The 20,615-nt window shown below is 65.7% G+C and carries 15 protein-coding genes; 6 read left to right on the forward strand and 9 right to left on the reverse strand.

Annotated elements, in window-relative coordinates; translation table 11 throughout:
- Positions 1 to 63 precede the first annotated feature (63 nt).
- Both ACNJYB_RS36740 and ACNJYB_RS36745 read left to right on the forward strand, forming a co-directional pair.
- A complete protein-coding gene (locus ACNJYB_RS36740) occupies positions 64 to 1,311 on the forward strand; it encodes an HlyD family secretion protein (protein WP_439371503.1) in 1,248 nt (415 codons plus the stop codon).
- Positions 1,253 to 2,875: an MDR family MFS transporter gene (locus ACNJYB_RS36745; RefSeq protein WP_439371504.1), complete on the forward strand. Its 1,623-nt coding sequence runs from the start codon at positions 1,253 to 1,255 to the stop codon at positions 2,873 to 2,875. Before ACNJYB_RS36740 ends, ACNJYB_RS36745 begins: the two co-directional genes overlap by 59 nt.
- Before the next feature lie 273 nt (positions 2,876 to 3,148).
- Here the strand turns inward: ACNJYB_RS36745 and ACNJYB_RS36750 are convergent, their stop codons facing one another.
- From ACNJYB_RS36750 to ACNJYB_RS36770, 5 genes are all read right to left on the reverse strand, one after another.
- On the reverse strand, positions 3,149 to 4,810 hold the full coding sequence (locus tag ACNJYB_RS36750) for a tannase/feruloyl esterase family alpha/beta hydrolase (protein ID WP_439371505.1): 1,662 nt from the start codon (positions 4,808 to 4,810) through the stop codon (positions 3,149 to 3,151).
- Between the two features lie 91 nt (positions 4,811 to 4,901).
- Positions 4,902 to 6,356, reverse strand: a complete 1,455-nt coding sequence (locus ACNJYB_RS36755) for a GntP family permease (protein WP_439371506.1) — start codon at positions 6,354 to 6,356, stop codon at positions 4,902 to 4,904.
- Positions 6,357 to 6,359: 3 nt separating this feature from the next.
- On the reverse strand, positions 6,360 to 7,379 hold the full coding sequence (locus tag ACNJYB_RS36760; protein ID WP_439371507.1) for a patatin-like phospholipase family protein: 1,020 nt from the start codon (positions 7,377 to 7,379) through the stop codon (positions 6,360 to 6,362).
- Between the two features lie 109 nt (positions 7,380 to 7,488).
- Entirely contained in the window at positions 7,489 to 8,733 is a 1,245-nt protein-coding gene (gene serA, locus ACNJYB_RS36765) for a phosphoglycerate dehydrogenase (protein ID WP_439371508.1), read from the reverse strand.
- A 176-nt stretch (positions 8,734 to 8,909) separates the two neighbouring features.
- On the reverse strand, positions 8,910 to 10,142 hold the full coding sequence (locus ACNJYB_RS36770; protein WP_439371509.1) for a rhodanese-like domain-containing protein: 1,233 nt from the start codon (positions 10,140 to 10,142) through the stop codon (positions 8,910 to 8,912).
- A 125-nt stretch (positions 10,143 to 10,267) separates the two neighbouring features.
- On the opposite strand from ACNJYB_RS36770, the gene ACNJYB_RS36775 reads away from it, so the two are divergent.
- Positions 10,268 to 10,993 (forward strand): hypothetical protein, encoded by a 726-nt coding sequence (locus ACNJYB_RS36775; protein WP_439371510.1) that lies wholly within the window; start codon positions 10,268 to 10,270, stop codon positions 10,991 to 10,993.
- A 44-nt stretch (positions 10,994 to 11,037) separates the two neighbouring features.
- Here ACNJYB_RS36775 and ACNJYB_RS36780 read toward each other — a convergent pair whose 3' ends face one another.
- The 3 genes from ACNJYB_RS36780 to ACNJYB_RS36790 all read right to left on the reverse strand — a co-directional run bounded on the left by ACNJYB_RS36780 (position 11,038) and on the right by ACNJYB_RS36790 (position 15,668).
- Positions 11,038 to 12,231, reverse strand: coding sequence for a PepSY-associated TM helix domain-containing protein (locus ACNJYB_RS36780; RefSeq protein ID WP_439371511.1), 1,194 nt, complete (start codon positions 12,229 to 12,231; stop codon positions 11,038 to 11,040).
- A gap of 2 nt (positions 12,232 to 12,233) precedes the next feature.
- Positions 12,234 to 14,579: a TonB-dependent siderophore receptor gene (locus ACNJYB_RS36785; RefSeq protein WP_439371512.1), complete on the reverse strand. Its 2,346-nt coding sequence runs from the start codon at positions 14,577 to 14,579 to the stop codon at positions 12,234 to 12,236.
- Between the two features lie 204 nt (positions 14,580 to 14,783).
- Entirely contained in the window at positions 14,784 to 15,668 is an 885-nt protein-coding gene (locus tag ACNJYB_RS36790) for a dihydrodipicolinate synthase family protein (protein ID WP_439371513.1), read from the reverse strand.
- Between the two features lie 181 nt (positions 15,669 to 15,849).
- Here ACNJYB_RS36790 and ACNJYB_RS36795 point away from each other — a divergent pair, with 181 nt between their 5' ends.
- Positions 15,850 to 17,262, forward strand: coding sequence for an FAD-binding oxidoreductase (locus tag ACNJYB_RS36795; protein ID WP_439371514.1), 1,413 nt, complete (start codon positions 15,850 to 15,852; stop codon positions 17,260 to 17,262).
- A gap of 12 nt (positions 17,263 to 17,274) precedes the next feature.
- A complete protein-coding gene (locus tag ACNJYB_RS36800; protein ID WP_439371515.1) occupies positions 17,275 to 17,955 on the forward strand; it encodes a GntR family transcriptional regulator in 681 nt (226 codons plus the stop codon).
- 6 nt (positions 17,956 to 17,961) lie between these two features.
- Here ACNJYB_RS36800 and ACNJYB_RS36805 read toward each other — a convergent pair whose 3' ends face one another.
- Entirely contained in the window at positions 17,962 to 18,126 is a 165-nt protein-coding gene (locus ACNJYB_RS36805; protein WP_439371516.1) for a hypothetical protein, read from the reverse strand.
- 349 nt (positions 18,127 to 18,475) lie between these two features.
- Between ACNJYB_RS36805 and ACNJYB_RS36810 the strand changes: the two genes are divergently transcribed.
- Positions 18,476 to 20,497: a YgiQ family radical SAM protein gene (locus tag ACNJYB_RS36810; RefSeq protein WP_439371517.1), complete on the forward strand. Its 2,022-nt coding sequence runs from the start codon at positions 18,476 to 18,478 to the stop codon at positions 20,495 to 20,497.
- Positions 20,498 to 20,615: the final 118 nt, after the last annotated feature.

Here is a 20,615-nt window from a genome sequence, read left to right on the forward strand (position 1 = left end):
TGACTCTCCCCAAGCTAGTCCTATTTTGGAAACCGTCAAGTTTCCTAATTCAGGGAGCCGGCCATGACCGTGCACACCAACCCGTCCAAGACTGAAACCATCGTGGTGCCGACCAGCCCGCCCGAAGGCATCCTGCCCGCAGCGCCGGTACCCGCCCCGCGCCGAAAGCTGAACCTTCGCAAGCTGTTGCTGGCGGGCGTGGCCGCTGCCGCCCTCGCCGGCGCGAGCTGGTACGGCTACGAGTACTGGACCGTCGGGCGTTTTCTCGTCTCCACCGATGACGCTTATGTGAAGGCCGACAACACCACCATCGCGCCGAAGGTCAGCGGTTATCTCGACCGCGTCCTGGTCGGCGATAACGAGCATGTGAAGGCCGGCCAGGTGCTGGCGCGGATCGACGATCGCGACTTCCGCGTCGCGCTCGACCAGGCCAGGGCCGACGTCGCCGCCGCGAACGCGACGGTGACGAGCAAGCAGGCCCAGCTCGAGGTTCAGGAAGCGGTGATTGCCGCCGCGAAGGCGACCATCGATGTCGACACCGCCGCGAAGACCTTCGCGCAGCAAGAGAACAAGCGCTACACGGATCTCGCCAAGACCGGCTATGGCAGCGTGCAGAATGCGCAGCAGGCGCAGGCGCGCGATGCCGGCGCCGACGCCGCGATCGCGCGCGACAACGCCAACCTCATCTCCGCACAGAAGCAGATCGACCTCCTCAAGGCCGAGATCGTGCAGGCCAGGGCCGCCGCCGCGCGCGCAGCCGCGGTCCAGCAGCAGGCGGAGCTCAATCTCGGCTACACCACGATCGTCTCGCCGATCGACGGCGTCGTCGGCAACCGCACCTTGCGCGTCGGCCAATATGTGCAGGCGGGCACGCAGCTGATGTCGATCGTGCCGGCCACGGGCACCTATGTGGTCGCCAATTTCAAGGAGACCCAGCTCACCCATGTCCGCGCCGGACAGAGCGTCGAGATCGAGGTCGACACGTTCCCGGGCCAGCGCGTGCACGGCCACGTCGATTCCATCGCGCCGGCCAGCGGCCAGGAATTCGCGCTGCTGCCGCCCGACAACGCCACCGGCAATTTCACCAAGATCGTGCAGCGCATTCCCGTGAAGATCGCGCTGGACGCCGAGACCGCGCCTGCGATCGCGCTGCGGCCCGGCATGTCCGTGATCCCGACGATCGCAACCCGCTCAGCGCCGACCGCCCAGGCGGCAGCGACCAAAGCGAAACCCGTCTCCGGAGGGTCGTACCATGTCAAACAGCCTCTCAATACCGACGCCGGCACAAGCAATTCCGGCCGCGACGCCTGAGCGCGTCGCTGCCGACTCCAATCGGGCCAGCGCCACGATCTGGATCGCCGTGTTCGCCGCGATGATCGGCGCCTTCATGGCGATCCTGAACATCCAGATCACCAACGCCTCGCTGCTCAACATCGAGGGGGGCATCGGCACCGGCGCCGACAACGGATCCTGGATCTCGACGTCCTATCTGATCGGCGAGATCATCGTCATTCCGTTGACCGACTATCTGTCGCGGGTGTTCTCGTTCCGCAACATCATCCTGAGTTTCGCGAGCCTGTTCGCGGCCTTCTCCGTCGCCTGCGCCTTCACCCACGATTTGCCGTCGATGATCGCGATGCGCGGCCTCCAGGGCTTCTTCGGCGGCGTGCTGATTCCGATGGCGTTCACGCTGGTCTTCACCAAGCTGCCGAAGGGCCAGCAGCCGATCGGCCTTGCCATGTTCTCGCTCGCCGTGACCTTCGCGCCCGCGATCGGGCCGACCATCGGCGGCTATCTCACCGAGAATTACGGCTGGCAGACCATCTTCTATGTCAACGTGATGCCCACCGCCATCATGGTGACCATCCTCTTCTTCACCCTGGAGCGCCAGCCGATGAATCTCGGTCTGCTGCGCGAAGGCGACTGGTTCGGCATCGCGACCATGGCGATTGGCCTTGCCTCGCTTCAGGCCGTGCTCGAAGAAGGCAACAAGGACGACTGGTTCGGATCGCCCTTCATCGTGCGGCTCGCGATCATCGCCGCGATCAGCCTGTCGCTGTTCATCTATATCGAGCTCGTGGTCGAGAAGCCGCTGCTGCGCCTGCGGCTGCTGACGCAGTGGAATTTTGGAGTCGGGACCATTGCCGCGGTGTTCCTGGGCTTCGCGCTGTTCGGCTCGGTCTATCTGTTGCCCGCCTATCTCGGCCAGGTGCAGGGCTACAATGCCGAGCAGATCGGCAACGTGCTGGCCTGGACCGGCCTGCCGCAACTCCTCTTGATTCCTTTGGTGCCGAAGCTGATGCAGCGTTTCGATGCCCGCTACATTGCGACGGCCGGCCTGCTGCTGTTCGCCGCGAGCTCGTTCATGAACATCATGATGTCGCTCGACTACTCAGGCGATCAGTTCTTCATCCCCAACGTCGTGCGTGCGGTGGGCCAGGCCTTGACGCTCGCGCCGCTCTCGGCGCTGAGCCTCGGCAGCGTCGCGCCGCAGGATGCGCCCGCCGCCTCCGGCATCTCCAACATGATGCGCAACCTCGGCGGCGCCATCGGCACCGCGGTGCTCGCCACCATCGTCACCAAGCGCGAGCAGTTCCACTCCAACATCATCGGCCATTCCGTCACGCTCGGCCGCGAGGAGGTCCGTGATCGCATCGCTCAGATGACGAATTACTTCATGGGCCACGGTGTCCCCGATCCCAATGCCGCACGCGAGCAGGCCATCATCGCGCTTGGCAAGACGGTGAAGCGCCAGGCGCTGGTGATGGGCTATTCCGACACCTTTGCCGTGATCGGCGTGGTGCTGGTGCTCGCCGCGATCGCCGTGATGCTGACGCGGCGGGTGAAGGGGGCGGGTGGAGGTGGTGCGCACTAACGTCCCTCCTTCAATTGTTATATGTCGCGGCCGTCCGCGCCTGGCGGCCGCGTTGTTTTACTGATTATTCAATCATAGATCGCGCGTTAGCCGTTATGAATAGCATGAGTGGCGAGAACGAGCTTGCCCAACTCGTGATTCATAGTGACGACGATACGCCGGACCTGTTTGTGAAGGATCTGCTTCGTCAGTCCTTGGCAAATCGGAGCGGGAGGCGGCCGTGCTGATCACTCAAGTCGAACAGAAGCAAAAGGCGGTTTGCGGACCTTACCCTCACTGCGCGCAGAAATAGCTCGACGTCTCCTTTACCGACCCCGCCTTGTAGTGCGGCCAGGCCGGCCAGCGGCACAGTGGCAGGGCGCGGACGACAGGAAACGCGGGCGCTTCGACCTTCTGCTCGGTCACTTCGAGGTCGCCCGGCGCCTGGTCCTTCTCGACCCAGTCGACCAGCACGCTGAGCATGTCGACATTGGCGGGCGCGCCCGACCCGACATGATCGACGCCGGGCGCGGTGTAGAGCCGCGCGAACTGCGCCGTCGTCGCCGTCCCCATCAAGCGCTCGACGTTCTCGAAATAGCGGATGCCGGCATAGGGGCTTTGCGCATAGTCGGCCATGTGCTCGAGGATGATCAGCTTGCCCTTGCGCTCGCGGAAACGGCTGAGATCGGGATCAGTCGAATCCATCAGCCTGGAGACTTCGAGCAGCCGTGCCTTGTGGTCCTCGGGTTTGTAGGTGGTGACGTCGAGCTTGGGATCGCGCGCGAACACATATTGAATGCCGCCGGCGCCGTAGATCCAGGCAATGCCGTTGTTCGGCGCGGGCGGCTGCGCCGGCGGCGCGGTGCCCAGCCACCAGGCGACCCAGCCGCCGGTCGGGCCGATTGCCGGCGTGTCCTCGCCCGAGACGCCCCACCCCGGATAGTCATCGAGGCCGTTGGCGAGCACGAAGGGGAATTTATAGGTCGCGTGCAGCGTGTTGATCGCCTTGATCTGGGGATCGGTCAGGCACTGATCGCCGCTCTTGCCGGGCTCGCAGCGCAGCGTCTCGATCTTGAACGCCGCCTTGCAGCCGACGGGATCCTGCACCAGCGCGTCGTCGGAGCCGTCGGCCTTGTCGCACGCCGCGCGCACGGCCTCGCCAACGAGCTTGACCTGCGCCGGGTTGATCCAGCCCTCTCCCATGGTCACGAGGCCCGACCGCATGCCGGCGTGCTGCAGGCCGACCCAGTTGATGACGGGGACGCGGGCGAAGATGCCGTCGAAATCGTCGGGGTAGCGCTGCGCCATGGTGAGGCCTTCGCGGCCACCCTCGGACGAGCCCATGAAATACATCTTTTCGGGCTTCCTGCCGTAGGCGCGCTCCATCAGGGTCACGGCCGCGTCGCGCACCTTCTTGTAGGCGCGGTGGGCAAAATTCTCGAAGGCTTCGTCATTCAACGCGAAGACCTGAGGCAGCTCGCCAGGCTTGGTCTCGTGACCTGAATCGGTGCCGTAGGTGGCGAAGCCGCGCGCGAGCGGCGATGGCTTGTCGAACGGATAGGCCGGCGGCAGCGCAAGGCCGGTGATCAGCATGCCGTTGAAGCCGCCGCCGCCATATTGCACCGAGCGGCCGTTCCATTCGATGGGCAGGTTGACCTGGAATTTGATCGGCGGCGCATTGGGGTCGACCGGGTCGATATGGCCGAGCACCTTGCAGAAGCCGGGATTGGCAGGGGTGACGCGCCCCGACGGCGTCGGGCCGCGCTCGGCAACGGCGAGCGGCGACGGCGACTGCAACGCCGCGGCATCGATCTTCATGGCGTCGGTGCCGCCGACCAGCCCCTTGCAGACCGTCTCGGCATCCTCCGCCAACGACAGCGCCGACGCGCCGCTCGCGCTGATTGCGGCTGCGGTGCCCACGAGCCATGCACACAACTTCGCTCTGTTTCGCGTCATCGTTTCCACCCGGCTTGTTCCGTTGGTTCGAAAGTTGGCCGCATTCAATGCAACCTTCGCCCGTCCGTCAATCGCTGATGCCTGCTTTCCGTCAGAACGAGCCCAGCGCGCTACCGAGGGCAATCACCGCCACCAGCGCCAGGAGGGACGTCACGATGCCGACCATGACGATGTCGAAATAGCTATCGCGATGTGTCAGGCCGCAGATCGCGAGCAGGCTGACCACCGCGCCGTTGTGCGGCAGGATGTCGAGTGTCCCGGCGCCGATCACCGCCACGCGATGCATCAGCGCAACGTCGATGCCGGTCCGCGCGGCCAGTTCGACATAGGTCGGGCCGAGAGCCTCGAGGGCGATGGTCAGGCCGCCCGATGCCGATCCGGTCAGCGCAGCCAGGATGTTGGTCGCGACGGCGAGCGAGACCAGCGGTCCGCCCTGGATCGCCAGCACCCAGTCGCGCACGATCGTGAACGCCGGCAGCGAGGCGACGACCGCGCCGAATCCGACGAGGCTGGCGACGCTGAACGCCGGCAGGACCGATGCATTGGCCCCGGCGTCCATGGTCCGGCGCAATGCCGGCAGACGCGCCCAGTTCAGCGCGATGGTCGTGACGATGGCCGCAGCCAGCGCAACCGCAACCGACCACACGCCCGCGACGGCCGCGAGCCTCGTGTCACCAAAGCGTTGCTCGGCGAGATAGCTGACATCGAGCCGCGGCAGCACCACGAGCGACATCAAAAGATTCACGGTGACGACGACGACGAGCGGCGCGATGGCGTTCAGCACGGGCGGTGGCCGCTCGCTGCGATGACCGTGCTGGAGTTCCGCCGGATCGAACTCGCGCGCGGTCGTCGCGCGTTCGCGCACGAGCTCGTCCGCGGCGGCGCGCTCGGCCGAATCCTCGACGTCATCGCCATAGCCCTCCCCGGCACGGCGCGCTGCAGCTTCGGCGCGATGCAGCCACCATAACCCCGTGCCGAGCATGATGAGCGAGGCAACGATGCCGAGGCCCGGCGCGGCAAAGGGCGTCGTGCCGAAGAACGGCATCGGGATCGCATTCTGGATCGACGGCGTGCCCGGCAGGGCCGACATCGTGAAGGTCGACGTTCCCAGCACGATGGCGGCCGGGATCAGGCGACGCGGGATCGAAGCCGCGCGAAACAGCGAGCGTGCCATGGGAACGATGACGAAGAACGCGACGAACAGGCTGACGCCGCCATAGGTGACCAGCGCGCCGGCGAGCACGACCGCCAGAATCACGCGGTGCTCGCCGAGCCGCTCCGCCATGAAGTCGGCAACCGACGTCACCGCGCCGCTGTCATCCATCAACTTGCCGAAGACGGCGCCAAGCAGAAAGATCGGAAAGAACTGCGCCAGAAATCCCGCCGCGTTCACCATGAAAACCTGGGTCAGGTTCGCGAGCAGCGGCTCACCGCCGAACAGCGCGGCAACGAGGGCCGCGAACGGCGCGAGCAGCAGGACGCTCCAGCCACGGAAGGCGAACAGGACGAGCAGGCCGAGCCCGACGAGGAGGCCGAGGAGACCCATGCCTCAGCACTCCGCCAGCAGGACGTCGAGATCGGCCGTCGATCGCCGCCCGATATCGGCGCCGTGCTCGGCGAGGAAGGCGTCTGCCGCCATACGCCCCTCGGCGCGCAGCATCGAGACGAACTCCCACTCCGCGTTGAGCTTCGACGAGGCGCCGAACTTCGCCAGCATGTCGCTCTTGATCCGGTGCATCCGCATCTTCGCCCAGCGCGCGCCCTCGCCGCTGCCGGGATCCGCCGCCTGTCGCAGCAGCGCGATCATGCGCAGCTCCTTCATCAGCGGCGAGTTGAACGAGATTTCATTCAGCCTGTTGAGGATTTCAGCCGCCGTCCGCGGCTGCTCCGGCCGCTCGGTCGGATTGATCTGGACGAGGATGGTGTCGTGCGCGTCGCTCTCGCGAACCAGCGGCGTGATCGTCGGGTTGCCGGCGTAACCGCCGTCCCAATAGGGCTCGCCGTCGATCTCGATGGCACGGAACATGGTCGGCAGGCAGGCCGATGCCAGCAGCACATCCGCCGTGATCTCCGCGTTGCGGAAGATCCGGCCGCGCCCGGTGCGCACCCGCGTCGCCGTGATGAACAGCTGGATCGGCGAGCGCACCAGGCGTTCGAAATCGATGCTCTCGGCGAGGACCGCGCGCAGCGGATTGTAGCCGGTCGGATTGAGATCGTAGGGCGACAGCACACGCGACATCAGGTCGGTGAGGATGTAGAAGGGCGACGTATCGAGGGTCCAGCGCCCCATCAAGCGGTCGAGCGGCGAGCGTTGCAGCAGGCTGAAGGCCGCGGCCTTCGACACACGACGCCAGTATCGGTCGAGCGCCTCACGTGCGCCCTCGGCGCCGCCCGCCGTCCAGCCGTCCGCCAGCACCGCCGCATTCATCGCGCCCGCGGAGGTTCCGGAGATCGCGGCGATGCTGAGCCAGTTTTCCTCCAGCAGGCGATCAAGCACGCCCCAGGAGAAGGCGCCGTGCGAACCGCCGCCCTGCAGCGCGAGATCAATCAGTACGGCGTCCCGTTCCATGGCGGACACTCACGCAGCTGAGGCTCAAATTGGACATGATTGGAACACGTCGAATTCGGCCACAGTGTGGGAGCAGTCGCCGCAAGATGCAACCGGAACGAGGGGATCTTTAGTGCTCGAATACCAGCCGTGCGCCGATGGTGCCTTCGAGCGCGCGGATCTGCGCCAGCAGCTCGCCCGAATCCTGGCCGCCGAGATCGGCGTCGAGCACGACGTAGCCGAGGTCGCCGGCGGTCTCCAGATACTGCGCGGCGATGTTGATGTCGCGCTGGAGGAAGACCTCGTTCAGCCGCCGCAACATGCCGGGCACGTTGCGATGGACGTGGCTGAAGCGCGCGCCGGAGGGACGCAGGTGCAGCTGCACTTCCGGGAAGTTCACCGCGCCCATGGTCGAACCCGTGATGAAATAGTCGACCAGTTTCCGCGCGACTTCCCCACCGATGCGCTCTTGCGCCTCCTCGGTCGAGCCGCCGACGTGCGGGGTGAGGATGACGTTGTTGAGGCCCTGCACCGGGCTCTTGAATCGCTCGGAATTCGAGGACGGCTCGACCGGGAATACATCGATCGCGGCGCCGGCGATGTGACCGTCGCGCAACGCAGCCGCGAGCGCGTCGAGATCGACCACGGTGCCGCGGCTGTTGTTGATCAGGAACGAGCCCGGCTTCATCGCCCGCAGCTCCTTCTCGCCGATCATGCCTGATGTCTCCGGCGTCTCCGGCACGTGCAGGCTGACGACGTCGCTCTGCGCCAAGAGCTCTTCGAGCTTCTCGACCGGCTCGGTGTTGCCGTGCCGGAGCTTGTCGGTGCGATCGTAGAAGATCACGCGCATACCCATGGCTTCAGCGAGCGTCGAGAGCTGCGAGCCGATATTGCCGTAGCCGACGATGCCGAGGGTGCGGCCGCGCACCTCGCGGCTTCCGGCCGCAGATTTGTCCCAGCCGCCTCCGTGGGCCGACACCGAGCGCGGAAAGATCTGCCGCAGCAGCATCACGATCTCGCCGATCACGAGCTCGGCAACGCTGCGGGTGTTGGAGAACGGCGCGTTGAACACGGGGATACCGCGCTTGCGCGCCGCCAGCAGATCGACCTGGTTGGTTCCGACGCTGAAGCAGCCGACCGCGAGAAGCTGATCGGCGGCCGCGAGCACGTCGTCCGTGATCTGGGTACGCGAGCGGATGCCGAGCAGCGACACGCCCTTGAGCGCCCGGCGCAGGTCCTCGCCGTCCAGCGCCTTGGTCAGCCGCTCGACATTGGTGAAACCCGCGCTCCTGAACAGGTCCACAGCGCTGTCATTGACGCCTTCGAGCAGCAGCGCCTTCGCGCTGCGCTCAGGGCTTTGGCCTGGGGCTGGCATAGTATCTCCTGAAATGGCGGCTTTGCCGCAGCTCATAGACCGCGGACGGTGCCCGGCACAATAGGGATTGGATACGGGGAGAAGATGGGGGACCAGAGATGTGCTTGGCATCCCACCAGCGCCACCTCAGAGTGACAGTGATAGACCATCGCTCTGGTGCGAGGCAGCCAGTCGCATCAAATCACATAAAACCCGTGCGTCCCATCCAGCCGGAGTTGCTCGACGAGGCCGTACTCCCAGTCGAGATAGGCCTGCATCGCGGCTTGCGCGACGTCAGTGCCCTCATAGGGGCGGCGGTAGCGGTGGGCAGGATCCGGCTTCGGCAGCACCAGTGGCGGGCCGACGTCCAGCGCGCCGTCATAGCCGCCCTCGCGCACATAGACTTCCCAGCCCATCTGCGCGAGCCAAGACGCCGTCATGTCGGCGCGCACGCTCTTGTCGTCGGTGAGCACAATACGCGCGCCCCGCACCGGCGCGGCCATGTCGGTCTCCTGGACCAGCTGGCCGCCCGGATAATGACGGAAGCCCGGGAGATGACCGGCCGCATATTCCTCGGCATCGCGCACGTCGAAGCGGAAGAGCGTGCGGTCGGACTGCGCGACAAGCGCCGCCATCTCGCCCGCACCGATGTGGCGGACGCCGGCGCGATAGGCGACGTCGCGGGCTTTGGCCGGGCCGCCCTCGAAGGACCCGATCGCGCCGCGCCTGTCAGCGCCGTGATTGAGCGCGTGCCGCGCCAGCGTCCAGCCGATCGTGCCGTTGCGCAGCGCCCGCACCTTGTTCGGCACGCCGGCATTGATCAACGACTGCGTACCGATGATCGAGCGCGTACGGCCGGCGCAATTGACGATGATGGTGGTGTCGGGATCGGGCGCGGCCTGCCCCGCCCGCAGCACCAGCTCCGCGCCGGGCACGCTGACCGAGCCCGGGATGTTCATGGTCGCATATTCGTCGAAGCGGCGGACGTCGAGGATGGCGATGTTGGCCTTCTCCGCGATCAGCTTGGCCACCTCGTCGGCGCTGAACGATGGCGTGTGACGGCGGGCCTCGACCAGCTCGCCGAATGCCTTCGAATAGGAATTGACGTCCTCGAACACCTGGTAGCCCGCCTCGCGCCAGGCCTTCAGCCCACCCTCGAGCGCGCTGATGTTGGTGTAGCCGAGCGCGGCAAGGCGTTCCGCGCCGGTCGCAACCAGTCCCTCGCCGTCATCATAGAGCACGATTGCCACGTCCTTGCGCGGCAGCCGCACCTCGGCCTCGACAGCGATCCGGTCCGCGGCCATGTTGGCGGCGAACAGCGGATGGCCGGTGGCAAAGGCGGCCTCATATCTGAGATCGAGCAGCGCAATTTCTTCACGCAGGAGCAGCGCGCGGCGGATATCGGCGGGGGTGACGGTCGGGATCGTCATCAGACATGCAGCCTTGGAAGTTTGAACGGGTCGCTTTTGGCCGATTGCAGACCGCTTGACCAGCCCGGTAAGGGCATGCCCCCCCGCCCTGCGGCGTGCGATCCCGCGGAGCTGCGGAAAGAAGCATGTTGTCCGCAGGGGCTGGGCGGGTAAAGTTCCGATTCGTGCGTTGGGGGGGCAGCATGCGAATCATGAAATTTCTGGTGGTGTTTCTGGTGCTTCCGGGTGCAGCCATCGCCGCGCTGACCAACGCGGAGCGCAAGTCCCAATTCGAGCGGGCGATGGCTTCAATCGTCGCAGCGACGACGCCGACCGTGTTCGGCTTTGTCCGGGACACGCTGATCAAGGACTATATCGCCTGCAAACCCAACAAGGGGCAGGCCGTGGAGCTCGTCGGCGCGCGCTATTTCCGGTCCTGTGAACACGAGGACGCATCGATCGCCGGCGAGCGCTCGCTGGAATCGTGCCAGTTGCGCTATGGCAAGCCATGCGCCCTGCTGGCGGTGAACGAAGAGATCGTCGTGGAAGGCGAGCTGACGGCGCGGGACATGCCGCGCCTGCACTATGCGGGCAAGTATGACCTGTCCCAGATCCCGATCATCCGGCGGGTGACGCGGCAGCGCGCCGACGTACAGAACTACGACAAGGCCATGGAGCCCAAGGCCATGGCGATACACCCCTGGGGCAAGTTGTTCATCTCGGCCGGGGATCCAACCCTGCAGGACGCACAGAGCTCCGCACTCGCAAAGTGCAATAGCGATCCCGCGCGGAACGGCAGGGATGGCGGCTGCTTTGTCTACGCCGTCAACAACGACGTCGTTATCGGTGAACGGCGCATGCAGCCGAAGTGACCTGACGACGCCGGATGACGCCAGACGATCGAGGTACCGGCCCCTCACTCGCCCGGAACGAGGCGCGCGAGCGGCGCCCGCGCCGGCCGCCGCAGCTTGCGGCGCGACAGGTAAAGCAAAATGCCGGTGACCGAGAACAGCGGCATCAAGCCCGCGGCAATCATGAACGCGAGCTTGCCCGGCCACCCCAGGATCGCGCCGCGATGGATGTCGTAGATGGCCGCGATGGTCTTCTCGCCGAAGGTCTTGTCGAGATAGCGCTCCGCGGAAACCAACTTGCCGGTGATGGCGTCGATACGAAACTCGTCGCGCGTGGCCTCGAGCGTCATGTCTTTCGCCCACGACCGGATCCGTATCACGGTGCCGGGGCTGGGCGGAAGCGTCAGCAGCGCCCGGGAGAAGCGGCCGCCCTCCTCGCGTTGGAACGTCGTCCATGCCCGGTCGAAGCTCATTTGAGCCGGCCCGGAGTTGACAGTTGCGCGCGGAGCCTTCGCGGACATCCTGGGCTGCATCTTCGCAGCGCCGACCTCGGGGCGCGACAGCAACCACACGACGCCGTCCTTGTACCAGTCGAACGAGTACCACAGGCCCGTGAGCGTCATGACAAGATAGACCGGAAGAACCCAGGTACCGATGACTGCATGCAGCGAGCGATGCAGCCCGCGCCCGCCGAGACCGAGATTGGGCTTGAGCCACATCTTCACGCTGCTCGCGCGGCGCGGCCAGCGCAATACGAGGCCCGAGAGCAGCATGACGATGAGGCCGAGCGCGACGACGCCGGTGACCTGGCGTCCCCAGCCTTTGGCGTCGCCGGGGATGAGCAGCCAGCGATGCAGCCTGCGAACGGTCGCGAAGAATTCTTCCCCGCGCGGCGCACCCAGCACGCGCGCGTCATATGGGTCGACATAGAGCGACGTCGGCCGAGCGCCCTGCTCGTCGCGGGCGAAGCGGACCCGCACGGCGGCGGCCGGATCGCTCGACAGCATCACGGCCGAGACGTGGCCGACGTCCTGCCCCGGCTTCAGCCGCCCGACAAGCTCATCCGGCATCAGTGCCGGCATCTCGCGCGGCGCGACCTGCATGATGCCGGCGTTGAGATGATCGACGATCTCGTCCTCAAAGCTCATGACCGCGCCAGTCAGCGCGATCAAGGCAAGCAGCAGCGCGAGCGCCAGGCCCGCGATGGAATGGACCTGGAGCAGAGCGGCCTTGATGGTGCGGCCCAGCCGCGCTCCCATGGCTAGAAGCTCACCGTCGCCGACAGCGAGAAGCGCCGGGCATCGGCCATAGCGACGGCTAAAGCGCTCCCGGTGGTGGACGTATAGTAGACCTTGTCGAACAGGTTCTTGACGTTGAACTGATAGGTCACAGGCAGGTTGTCGATCTCCGTGTCGTAGGTCGCAAAGACGTCAGCGACGGTATAGGCCGGCAGAAAGAATGAGTTGGCGGAATCGGCCGGCCGGTCACCGACATAGTGCGCGCCGCCGCCGAGCCGCAGTCGTCCGGGCAACCGCTCGCCGAAATCGTACACGAGATAGAGCGAGGCCGTGTTCATCGCGGCGTTGAACAGCTTGGCGTTGCCGACATCTGGATCGTTGATCAGGCGCGCATCGGTATAGCCGTAACTTCCGATCATGCTCCAATCGCCGGTCAGCTTGCCGGTCACGTCCAACTCGACTCCGCGCGACCGGGCTGCGCCGGACGTTCGCGCCGAAACCGTGCCGTTGCCGAGATCGTCCCTGACCAGCACATTCTTCTTCTGGATGTCGTAGAACGCCAAGTTACCCGACAGCCGCTTGTTGACGTCGAATTTGAAGCCGGTTTCCCACTGGGTGCCTTCCTCGGGCGGGAGATTCCCCGTGACCACGAAGCCTATGGTGGTGCCCGCGAACGGCGCAATGGTCGAGGTCGGCTTCAGCGATTGCGTGTAGCTCACGTAATACGAGAGCTGGTCGTTCAGCTTGAAGATGACGCCGCCGAGCGGCAGCACCTTGTCGCCCGCCAGATTCGTGTTCGTCATGAACTTCGGCCGGCCTTTTCCGGCGAGCTGCTCGTATTCCATCCAGCGCACGCCGCCGACCACGGACAGCCAGTTGTTCACATGGAACGTGTCCTGGGCGAAGAAGCCGCGGGTGCCGAGCTTGTCGGTCTGCTCGCTGTCGACTGCGGAAATGGTCGTGCCCGGCATGACCAGCCCGTAGATCGGGTTGTAGAAGTTGAAGCTCGGGGTGGCCTGGCGGATCAGGTCGTGGCGATCAATGGTGCGATACAGCGCCTCGCCGCCGAACAGGATCTCGTTGCGGAAGCCGCCCACCCAGACGTCACCCTGGAGATAGGAGGTGCCGTAGCTGGCGTTGCTTAGCGAATTCCGGGTGCCGTCGTTGCTGCGGGTCTCGACGCCGGTCCTGGCATTGACGTTGGTGATGCGAAGCTGATTGGCGCTGTAGGTCTCGGTGTTGTAGCTGTAGGCTGCCGTGACCTTCCAATTGTCGTCGAGCTTCTGCTCGACCGAGCCCTGTATCAGGTCGGAGGTGCCCCACATGTTGTTGAACGGCTCGTCGAGCCGGCGCGTCTTTGGAATCGCCAGCGGTGCGCCGTTGACGAAAGCCGTGCCGCGGTCGAAGGGATAGATGAATTCGCGATGCTCATAGGTCAGCTGGACCGTCGTGGCGTCGCTGTACCAGGCCAGCGACGGGTTCACCAGCATTTCCCTGTGACGGCCGACATTCCGCCAATAGTCCTCGCCGACCCCGTAGCCGATGAAGCGATAGGCAAGACCGCCGTTGCCGATCGGACCGGTGATATCGAGCGTGCCATCGGCCCCGTTGCGGTTGTTCGCGTAAGTCGAGCCGAGCAGCGTGACCGAGCCATGCTGATAGAGCTCCGGACGCTTGCTGATGGTGTTGACGATGCCGCCGGGGTCCATGATGCCGTAGAGCAGCGAGGCCGGCCCTTTCAGCACCTCGACGCTTTCGACAGCGGCATTGAGGCTGCGCCCCTGCACCAGCGGCATGCCGTTGCGCATGATCGAGCCGTCGCGATTGTCGCCGAAGCCGCGGCGAATGACGGCGTCCTGCGTGCCGGCGAGCGTGTTGGTCTGGGTGATGCCCGAGATGTTGATCAGGGCATCGTCGATGTTGCGCGGGAGCTGATCCTTCAACACCTGCTCCGGCACGATGTTGACGGACTGCGACGTGTCGAGCGGTGAAGCGCCGCTGCGCAGCGTCGTCGCGCTCGGCATCGCGCGGTACCCCAGCTTTGCGGCCTGTTGCGCCGCGGCTTCGGCGGCGGCGCGCTCCGAGCGCGTCGGCACCGCAGGCGCGGCCGTGGCGCTGCGGCTGCGCTGGCGCGCGGCGGCCGGCGTGTGGCGCGAAGCCCCCTCCGATGCGCGTGCCGTTTTCGGCCGCGACGCCGGGGCTTCCACCGTTACCGGCGGCAGAGCCGATTGCGCCTGCGCACTCGTCGTGTTGGTGGGAGTTTCGATGAGCAGCACCGCTGCACCGATGAGAAGACCTGCACGGCTCTTGCCGGCACGGGTTCGATGGCCGCTGTCGCGCTGGCCATCCACGAAGGCACGCACTTTCATTCCACTTCAAGTCAAGAACGTTGAAGTGTGCGCGTGTAACAGTTGCCGGGATCGAGGAGAACCGTAGCGGAGCTTGAATCGCTCTAGTGTTGAATCGTTCTAAGCGCAGAGCAGCGCCGAATTGCGATCTCCGATTGATGGCACGTTTGATCGCGACACGCTGCGCGAGAGTTCGCAGTGGGCAGGTCGCAATGCTGCGCGATCTCACGCGATGGCGGGAGCGACCAACTCGTCGAGCTTGCGTTTGAACGCGCTGCCGCCGGACAGGGCGCGGAGCGGCGGACGCACGCGCAGCCAGCCGGCATCACCCGTCTGCGCCGCGAGGATCGCCTTCAATGTCGGGACCAGGGACGGCGTCTTCACCACGACATCGATCGCGGCCTGCATGCGCTCTTCGACGTCCTTGCCGTCAACCATGCCCTTGACCAGCTCGGGCACGACATTGGCCATGCCGCAGATGGTGCCGGCGCCGCCCGCGGCGATCGCGCGGGTGATGTCGGCTTCGTTGCCGACCGTGATGGCGAGCTCTGGCGCGGCGGCGCGGAACGCCTGGAACTGCTTGAAGTCGCCACTGGAGTCCTTGAGGCCCGCGATCACCTTGCCGTAGCGCTTGCGCAGGCTTGCGGCGACCGTTGTCGGGATCGCGACACCCGAGACCTGCGGGATGTGATAGAGCGAAGCGCGCAGCCGATCGTCGGCGACGCCGTCGATGACCGCGGCAAAGGCATCCTCGATACCCTCGGGCGTGACGTTGCGATCGAAGTAAGGCGGCAACAGCAACACGTGGCGCAGGCCGAGGCCGAGCACGGCACGCGTCAGCGCGATGCTGTCGGTGATGGCGGGAAAGCCGCCGCCGATTCCGATGCGCTCCGCAGCGACGCCGCTCTCGAGCAGCGCCTCGATGGTCGCGATGCGTTCGGCGGCATTGAACGAAGTGCCCTCACCGGTGGTGCCGAACAGCACGACGCCCTCGACGCCTTTGCTGAAGAGTTGCTTGGCATGCGCGGCGAGCTTTGCGGAGTCCACGCTGCCGTCCGTCGCCAGCGGCGTCGCCGACGCCACCCAGAACCCGCGAATCGCCTCCGTCATCACACTACCCTCTGATTGCTGCAGCCGGCTAAGCCTATGAACGCTAACCATCTTTCTCAGCCAGACGGAGCCATGTTTTTGCTTTACTTTTTACCTTGTACCTTACATACAAGGCGGACGCAAACCCTTTCCACCATCGCGGCGCGCATGAGTCGCAGCCGAATCCTTAAGGAGGTCTCGCATGAACATGGTGACCCCTGTTGGACGACCCGATCAGTTGCTGGGCGCGTTGCGCGACAGGCTCGGCGCAGCCGCCGTGCTTGTTGGTGCGGACGTGCCGGCGCGCAATTGCAATGACTGGAGCGCGAGCCTGCCGCAGACGCCGCGCGCGGTGATCCGACCGCTCGATGCGCAGGGCGTTGCCGATGCGGTTCTGGCCTGCCGGCAGGCGCGCCTGCCGTTCGTGCCGCAGGGCGGATTGACCGGGCTGTGCCGCGGCGCCTCGCCCGAAGCCGGCTGGGTCGCGATCTCGCTGGAGCGCATGACCGGCATCGAGGAGATCGATCGCGCGACGATGACGATGACGGTGAAGGCGGGCACGCCGCTGGAGACGATCCAGAAGGCCGCCGACGAGGCCGGCTTGTTCTTTCCGCTCGATCTCGGCTCGCGCGGCTCCTGCGCCATCGGCGGCAATCTCTCCACCAATGCGGGCGGCAACCGCGTGATCCGCTACGGCATGACGCGCGAGCTGGTGCTCGGCCTCGAAGTGGTGCTGCCTGACGGCACCATCATCACCAATCTCAACAAGCTGATGAAGAACAATGCCGGTTACGATCTGAAGCATCTCTTCATCGGCTCGGAAGGCACGCTCGGCATCATCACCCGCGTCGTGCTGAAGCTGTTCCCGAAGCCGCGCTCGACCATGGCAGCGCTCTGCGCGCTGAAGGACTATGCCGCGGTGATCGCGCTGCTCGATGCCGCGCGTTCGGGTCTCGGTCCGCTGCTGTCGGCGTTCGAGGTGATGTGGCCGGATTATTGGGACGTGATCACGACCCGCGCCGGCGTAAAACCGCCGGTCGCGGCAGGCCATGGCCTCTACGTGCTGGTCGAGGCGCAAGGCACCGACGAGAGCATCGATGCGCCGCGCTTCCAGAGCTGGCTCGAGGAGCTGATGGAGCGCGGGCTGCTGCCCGATGCCGCCGTGGCGCAGTCGCTGGCACAGACGCAAGCCTTCTGGCGCGTGCGCGACATCTGCGCCGAGTTCGGCCAGGTGCTGGGCCCGCACATCTCCTACGACATCGGCCTTGCGGTGGCACGGATGGACGAATTCGTCACGCGCTGCAAGGCCGCGTTGGCTGGCGGTATCGAGGGCTGCGAGAGCGTCTATTACGGCCATATCGGCGACGGCAATCTGCATCTGGTCTCCTGGGTCAGCGGCCTCACGGTCGAGCAGCAGCCGAAAGAGGACATGGACGCGATCATCTATGGTCTCGTCCGCGAGATGGGCGGCAGCGTTTCCGCCGAGCACGGCATCGGCACCTTGAAGAAGAAGTGGCTGGGCCATGCCAGGAGCGAGGCCGAGATCGCGCTGATGCGGACGCTGAAGGCCGCGCTCGATCCCGATCATCTGCTCAATCCCGGCAAGGTGATCTGAGCGGGAAGGCGCATGCGATCGCTCAAGCTCGATACACCGAAATCGCTGTCGCAGCGCGTGATGCAGCGGCTGCGCCAGGCCATCGTCGACGGCGAGTTCGCGCTGGGTGCAGCGATCTCGGAAGAGAGGGTGGCAAATTCCTTCGGCGTTAGCCGCACGCCGGTGCGCGAGGCGATGGGCCAGTTGCAGGCGCAGGGGCTCGTGGTGATCCGCCCGCAGGTCGGCAGCTTCGTTTTCACGCCGAGCGCCGACGACATCACCGCGCTCTGCACCTTCCGCATCGCGCTGGAGCCCAAGGCGGCCGCGCTCGCCTTTCACCATGATCGGGAGGGAGCGATCGCCGCGATGAGCGACGCGATCGCGGCGATGGAGCCTGCCGTCGCGGCCAGGGACAATATCGCCTATGGCCGCGCCGATGCCGCGTTCCACGAGGCGCTGTTCGCTTATTGCGGCAACAATTACCTCGTCGAATCCTACCAGCTCGTCTCCGGCCGGGTCGCCGCGCTCCGCACCAACCTGACCTCGCCGATCGATGTCAGGACCCGCACCTCATTCGACGAGCATCGCAAGCTGCTGGAGCTGTTCGCGCGTGGCGAGTTCGCCGCTTTCGAACAGCTGATGACGACGCACATCACCAATTCGGGCGTGGTCTATGCGAAGGCCTTGAAAGTGGACGCGCTGAAGGCGGATTGAGCGCGACTACCGCGCGTCCCTCGATCCCGGCCGGTCCAGAAAGTCCAGCGCGGTGTTGATCTGCTCGAGCTGGTGCTCGATCCTGTCGCGGTCCTCGACGACCCGCGCCTTCTCGAGTTCCTCCACGAGCTTCTGCTTTCGCGCCAGCAAGTTCTCTATGACCGTGCTCACAAGCCCCCCATCGCCCCGAAGCGAGCGTCGGGGCAGAAATCCGGCCAGCGGCGCTGGCGGAATTGTCGAGGCGCGCGCGAGCGGGGGCTCGCGCGGGCGCCAAGGTCAGAATGTTCGCGCGGGCGGTTGGTTCCTGCAAGTGAACCACAATGCCGGCGGATGTGATCGTTGCGCCACTCGATGCGTCAAGACGATACCTGCAGGTTGCATCGACGCGACAAATGCAGGAGATGGCGACCGGGAAGACCGCCAGCAGCGCACATTGTGCGCCATTGGGGGAACCCTAATCAGCGAAGGGGGCATGGCGGCCGGTTGAATTCGCAGGCGTGGAGTCCTATGCGTAGGCGCCATGGACACCCCGATCATCACCGCCGAAAAGCTCCTGATGGCCAAGGCCCGCCCGCGCAAGGCCGCGCCGTTCCTCCCGATGAGCCGCGCCGAGATGGATGCGCTCGGCTGGGATGCCTGCGACATCGTGCTGGTGACCGGGGACGCCTATGTCGACCATCCCAGCTTCGGCATGGCCATCATCGGCCGCCTGCTCGAGGCGCAAGGATTCAGGGTCGGCATCATCGCGCAGCCGGACTGGCATTCGGCCGAGCCGTTTAGGGCGTTAGGCAAGCCAAAGGTGTTCTTCGGCGTCACCGGCGGCAACATGGATTCCATGGTGAACCGCTACACCGCGGACCGGCGCATCCGCAGCGACGATGCCTATACAGCGGGCGGTGAAGGCGGCAAGCGGCCGGACCGCTGCACCATCGTCTACGCCCAGCGCTGCCGCGAGGCGTTCAAGGATGTCCCGATCGTGCTCGGCGGCATCGAGGCCTCGCTGCGCCGGATCGCGCATTACGACTACTGGTCCGACAAGGTGCGCCGCTCGGTGCTGGCCGACGCCAAGGCGGACTTGCTACTCTACGGCAATGCCGAGCGCGCCGTGGTCGAGGTGGCGCAGCGGCTCGCCGCCGGCGAAGCGCCGCGCGAGCTCGACGACATCAGGGGCGTCGCGCTGTTCCGGCGCGTGCCCGAACACTACGTTGAACTCCACGCGGACGATCTCGATTCCGCCGACGAGGGCGCAACGCGCCAGAAGGGCGCGACCGTGATCCGGCTGCCAGCACTGGAGCAGGTCGAGCAGGACCGCGAGGCCTATGCCCGCGCCTCACGCGTGCTGCATCGTGAGAGCAATCCCGGCAATGCGCGGCCGCTGGTGCAGCGTCATGGCGACCGCGACCTCTGGCTCAACCCGCCGCCGATCCCGCTCACCACCGAGGAGATGGACGCGGTCTACGACCTGCCCTACGCCCGCGCGCCGCATCCCTCCTATGGCGAGGCGCGAATCCCCGCCTGGGAGATGATCAAGTTTTCGGTGACGATCATGCGCGGCTGCTTTGGCGGCTGCACCTTCTGCTCGATCACCGAGCACGAGGGCCGCATCATCCAGAACCGCTCCGAGGGCTCGATCCTGCGCGAGATCGAACGCATCCGCGACAAGACCCCGGGCTTCACCGGCGTGATCTCAGATATCGGCGGCCCCACCGCCAACATGTACCGGATGGCCTGCAAGGACCCGAAGGTCGAGGCGGCGTGCCGCCGGCCGTCCTGCGTTTTCCCGGAGATCTGCCCGAACCTCAACACCTCGCATGACGACCTGATCCGGCTCTATCGCAAGGTGCGCGAGACCCGTGGCATCAAGAAGGTGATGGTCGCCTCGGGCGTGCGCTACGACCTCGCGGTCGAGAGCCCCGAATACATCAAGGAGCTCGTCACCCATCACGTCGGCGGCTACCTCAAGATTGCACCCGAGCACACCGAGCGCGGTCCGCTCGACAAGATGATGAAGCCGGGCATCGGCGCTTACGACAAGTTCAAGCGGATGTTCGATGAAGCAGCCGAGCGGGCCGGCAAGAAATATTACCTGATCCCCTATTTCATCGCGGCGCATCCGGGCACGACGGACGAGGACATGATGAACCTCGCGCTGTGGCTGAAGAAGAACCGCTACCGCGCCGATCAGGTGCAGACCTTCCTGCCCTCGCCGATGGCGACCGCGACCGCGATGTACCACACCGGCGTCAATCCGCTGCGCGGCGTGCGCCACGGCGGCAGCGACAAGGTCGATGCGATCAAGGGCCTGCGCCAGCGCCGCCTGCACAAGGCATTTTTGCGCTATCACGACCCCGACAACTGGCCGGTGCTGCGCGAGGCCTTGATCGAGATGGGCCGCCGCGACCTGATCGGCTCGCAGCCCCACCAGCTCGTCCCCGCGCAGCAGCCGCCCGGCACCGGCAAGGCCGCCGGCACCAAGCGCCCCGTTCGGCCCGGCGGCAAGACGCAGCGGTTCACGACCAAGGGCCTCCGGGTGATGAAGTAGCGGGCCAGAGCGCGATGCTCTCGTGCCTCCCAAACAAAGATGTTCGAAAACAACCCCATGCACAGTAGCCGGCCCTAGTGGGATCAATGGTTTAGATGTCCTGCGAAGACGTTTGACC

It is taken from the genome of Bradyrhizobium sp. SMVTL-02 (assembly GCF_051853005.1).
Taxonomy (GTDB): domain Bacteria; phylum Pseudomonadota; class Alphaproteobacteria; order Rhizobiales; family Xanthobacteraceae; genus Bradyrhizobium.

Bases quoted from the DNA above. Each gene is read 5' to 3' on its own strand.
- ACNJYB_RS36740 (WP_439371503.1), top strand. From the start codon at position 64: ATGACCGTGCACACCAACCCGTCCAAGACTGAAACCATCGTGGTGCCG.
- ACNJYB_RS36745 (WP_439371504.1), top strand. From the start codon at position 1,253: ATGTCAAACAGCCTCTCAATACCGACGCCGGCACAAGCAATTCCGGCC.
- ACNJYB_RS36750 (WP_439371505.1), bottom strand. From the start codon at position 4,810: ATGACGCGAAACAGAGCGAAGTTGTGTGCATGGCTCGTGGGCACCGCA.
- ACNJYB_RS36755 (WP_439371506.1), bottom strand. From the start codon at position 6,356: ATGGGTCTCCTCGGCCTCCTCGTCGGGCTCGGCCTGCTCGTCCTGTTC.
- ACNJYB_RS36760 (WP_439371507.1), bottom strand. From the start codon at position 7,379: ATGGAACGGGACGCCGTACTGATTGATCTCGCGCTGCAGGGCGGCGGT.
- serA (WP_439371508.1), bottom strand. From the start codon at position 8,733: ATGCCAGCCCCAGGCCAAAGCCCTGAGCGCAGCGCGAAGGCGCTGCTG.
- ACNJYB_RS36770 (WP_439371509.1), bottom strand. From the start codon at position 10,142: ATGACGATCCCGACCGTCACCCCCGCCGATATCCGCCGCGCGCTGCTC.
- ACNJYB_RS36775 (WP_439371510.1), top strand. From the start codon at position 10,268: ATGTTGTCCGCAGGGGCTGGGCGGGTAAAGTTCCGATTCGTGCGTTGG.
- ACNJYB_RS36780 (WP_439371511.1), bottom strand. From the start codon at position 12,231: ATGGGAGCGCGGCTGGGCCGCACCATCAAGGCCGCTCTGCTCCAGGTC.
- ACNJYB_RS36785 (WP_439371512.1), bottom strand. From the start codon at position 14,579: ATGAAAGTGCGTGCCTTCGTGGATGGCCAGCGCGACAGCGGCCATCGA.
- ACNJYB_RS36790 (WP_439371513.1), bottom strand. From the start codon at position 15,668: ATGACGGAGGCGATTCGCGGGTTCTGGGTGGCGTCGGCGACGCCGCTG.
- ACNJYB_RS36795 (WP_439371514.1), top strand. From the start codon at position 15,850: ATGAACATGGTGACCCCTGTTGGACGACCCGATCAGTTGCTGGGCGCG.
- ACNJYB_RS36800 (WP_439371515.1), top strand. From the start codon at position 17,275: ATGCGATCGCTCAAGCTCGATACACCGAAATCGCTGTCGCAGCGCGTG.
- ACNJYB_RS36810 (WP_439371517.1), top strand. From the start codon at position 18,476: ATGGACACCCCGATCATCACCGCCGAAAAGCTCCTGATGGCCAAGGCC.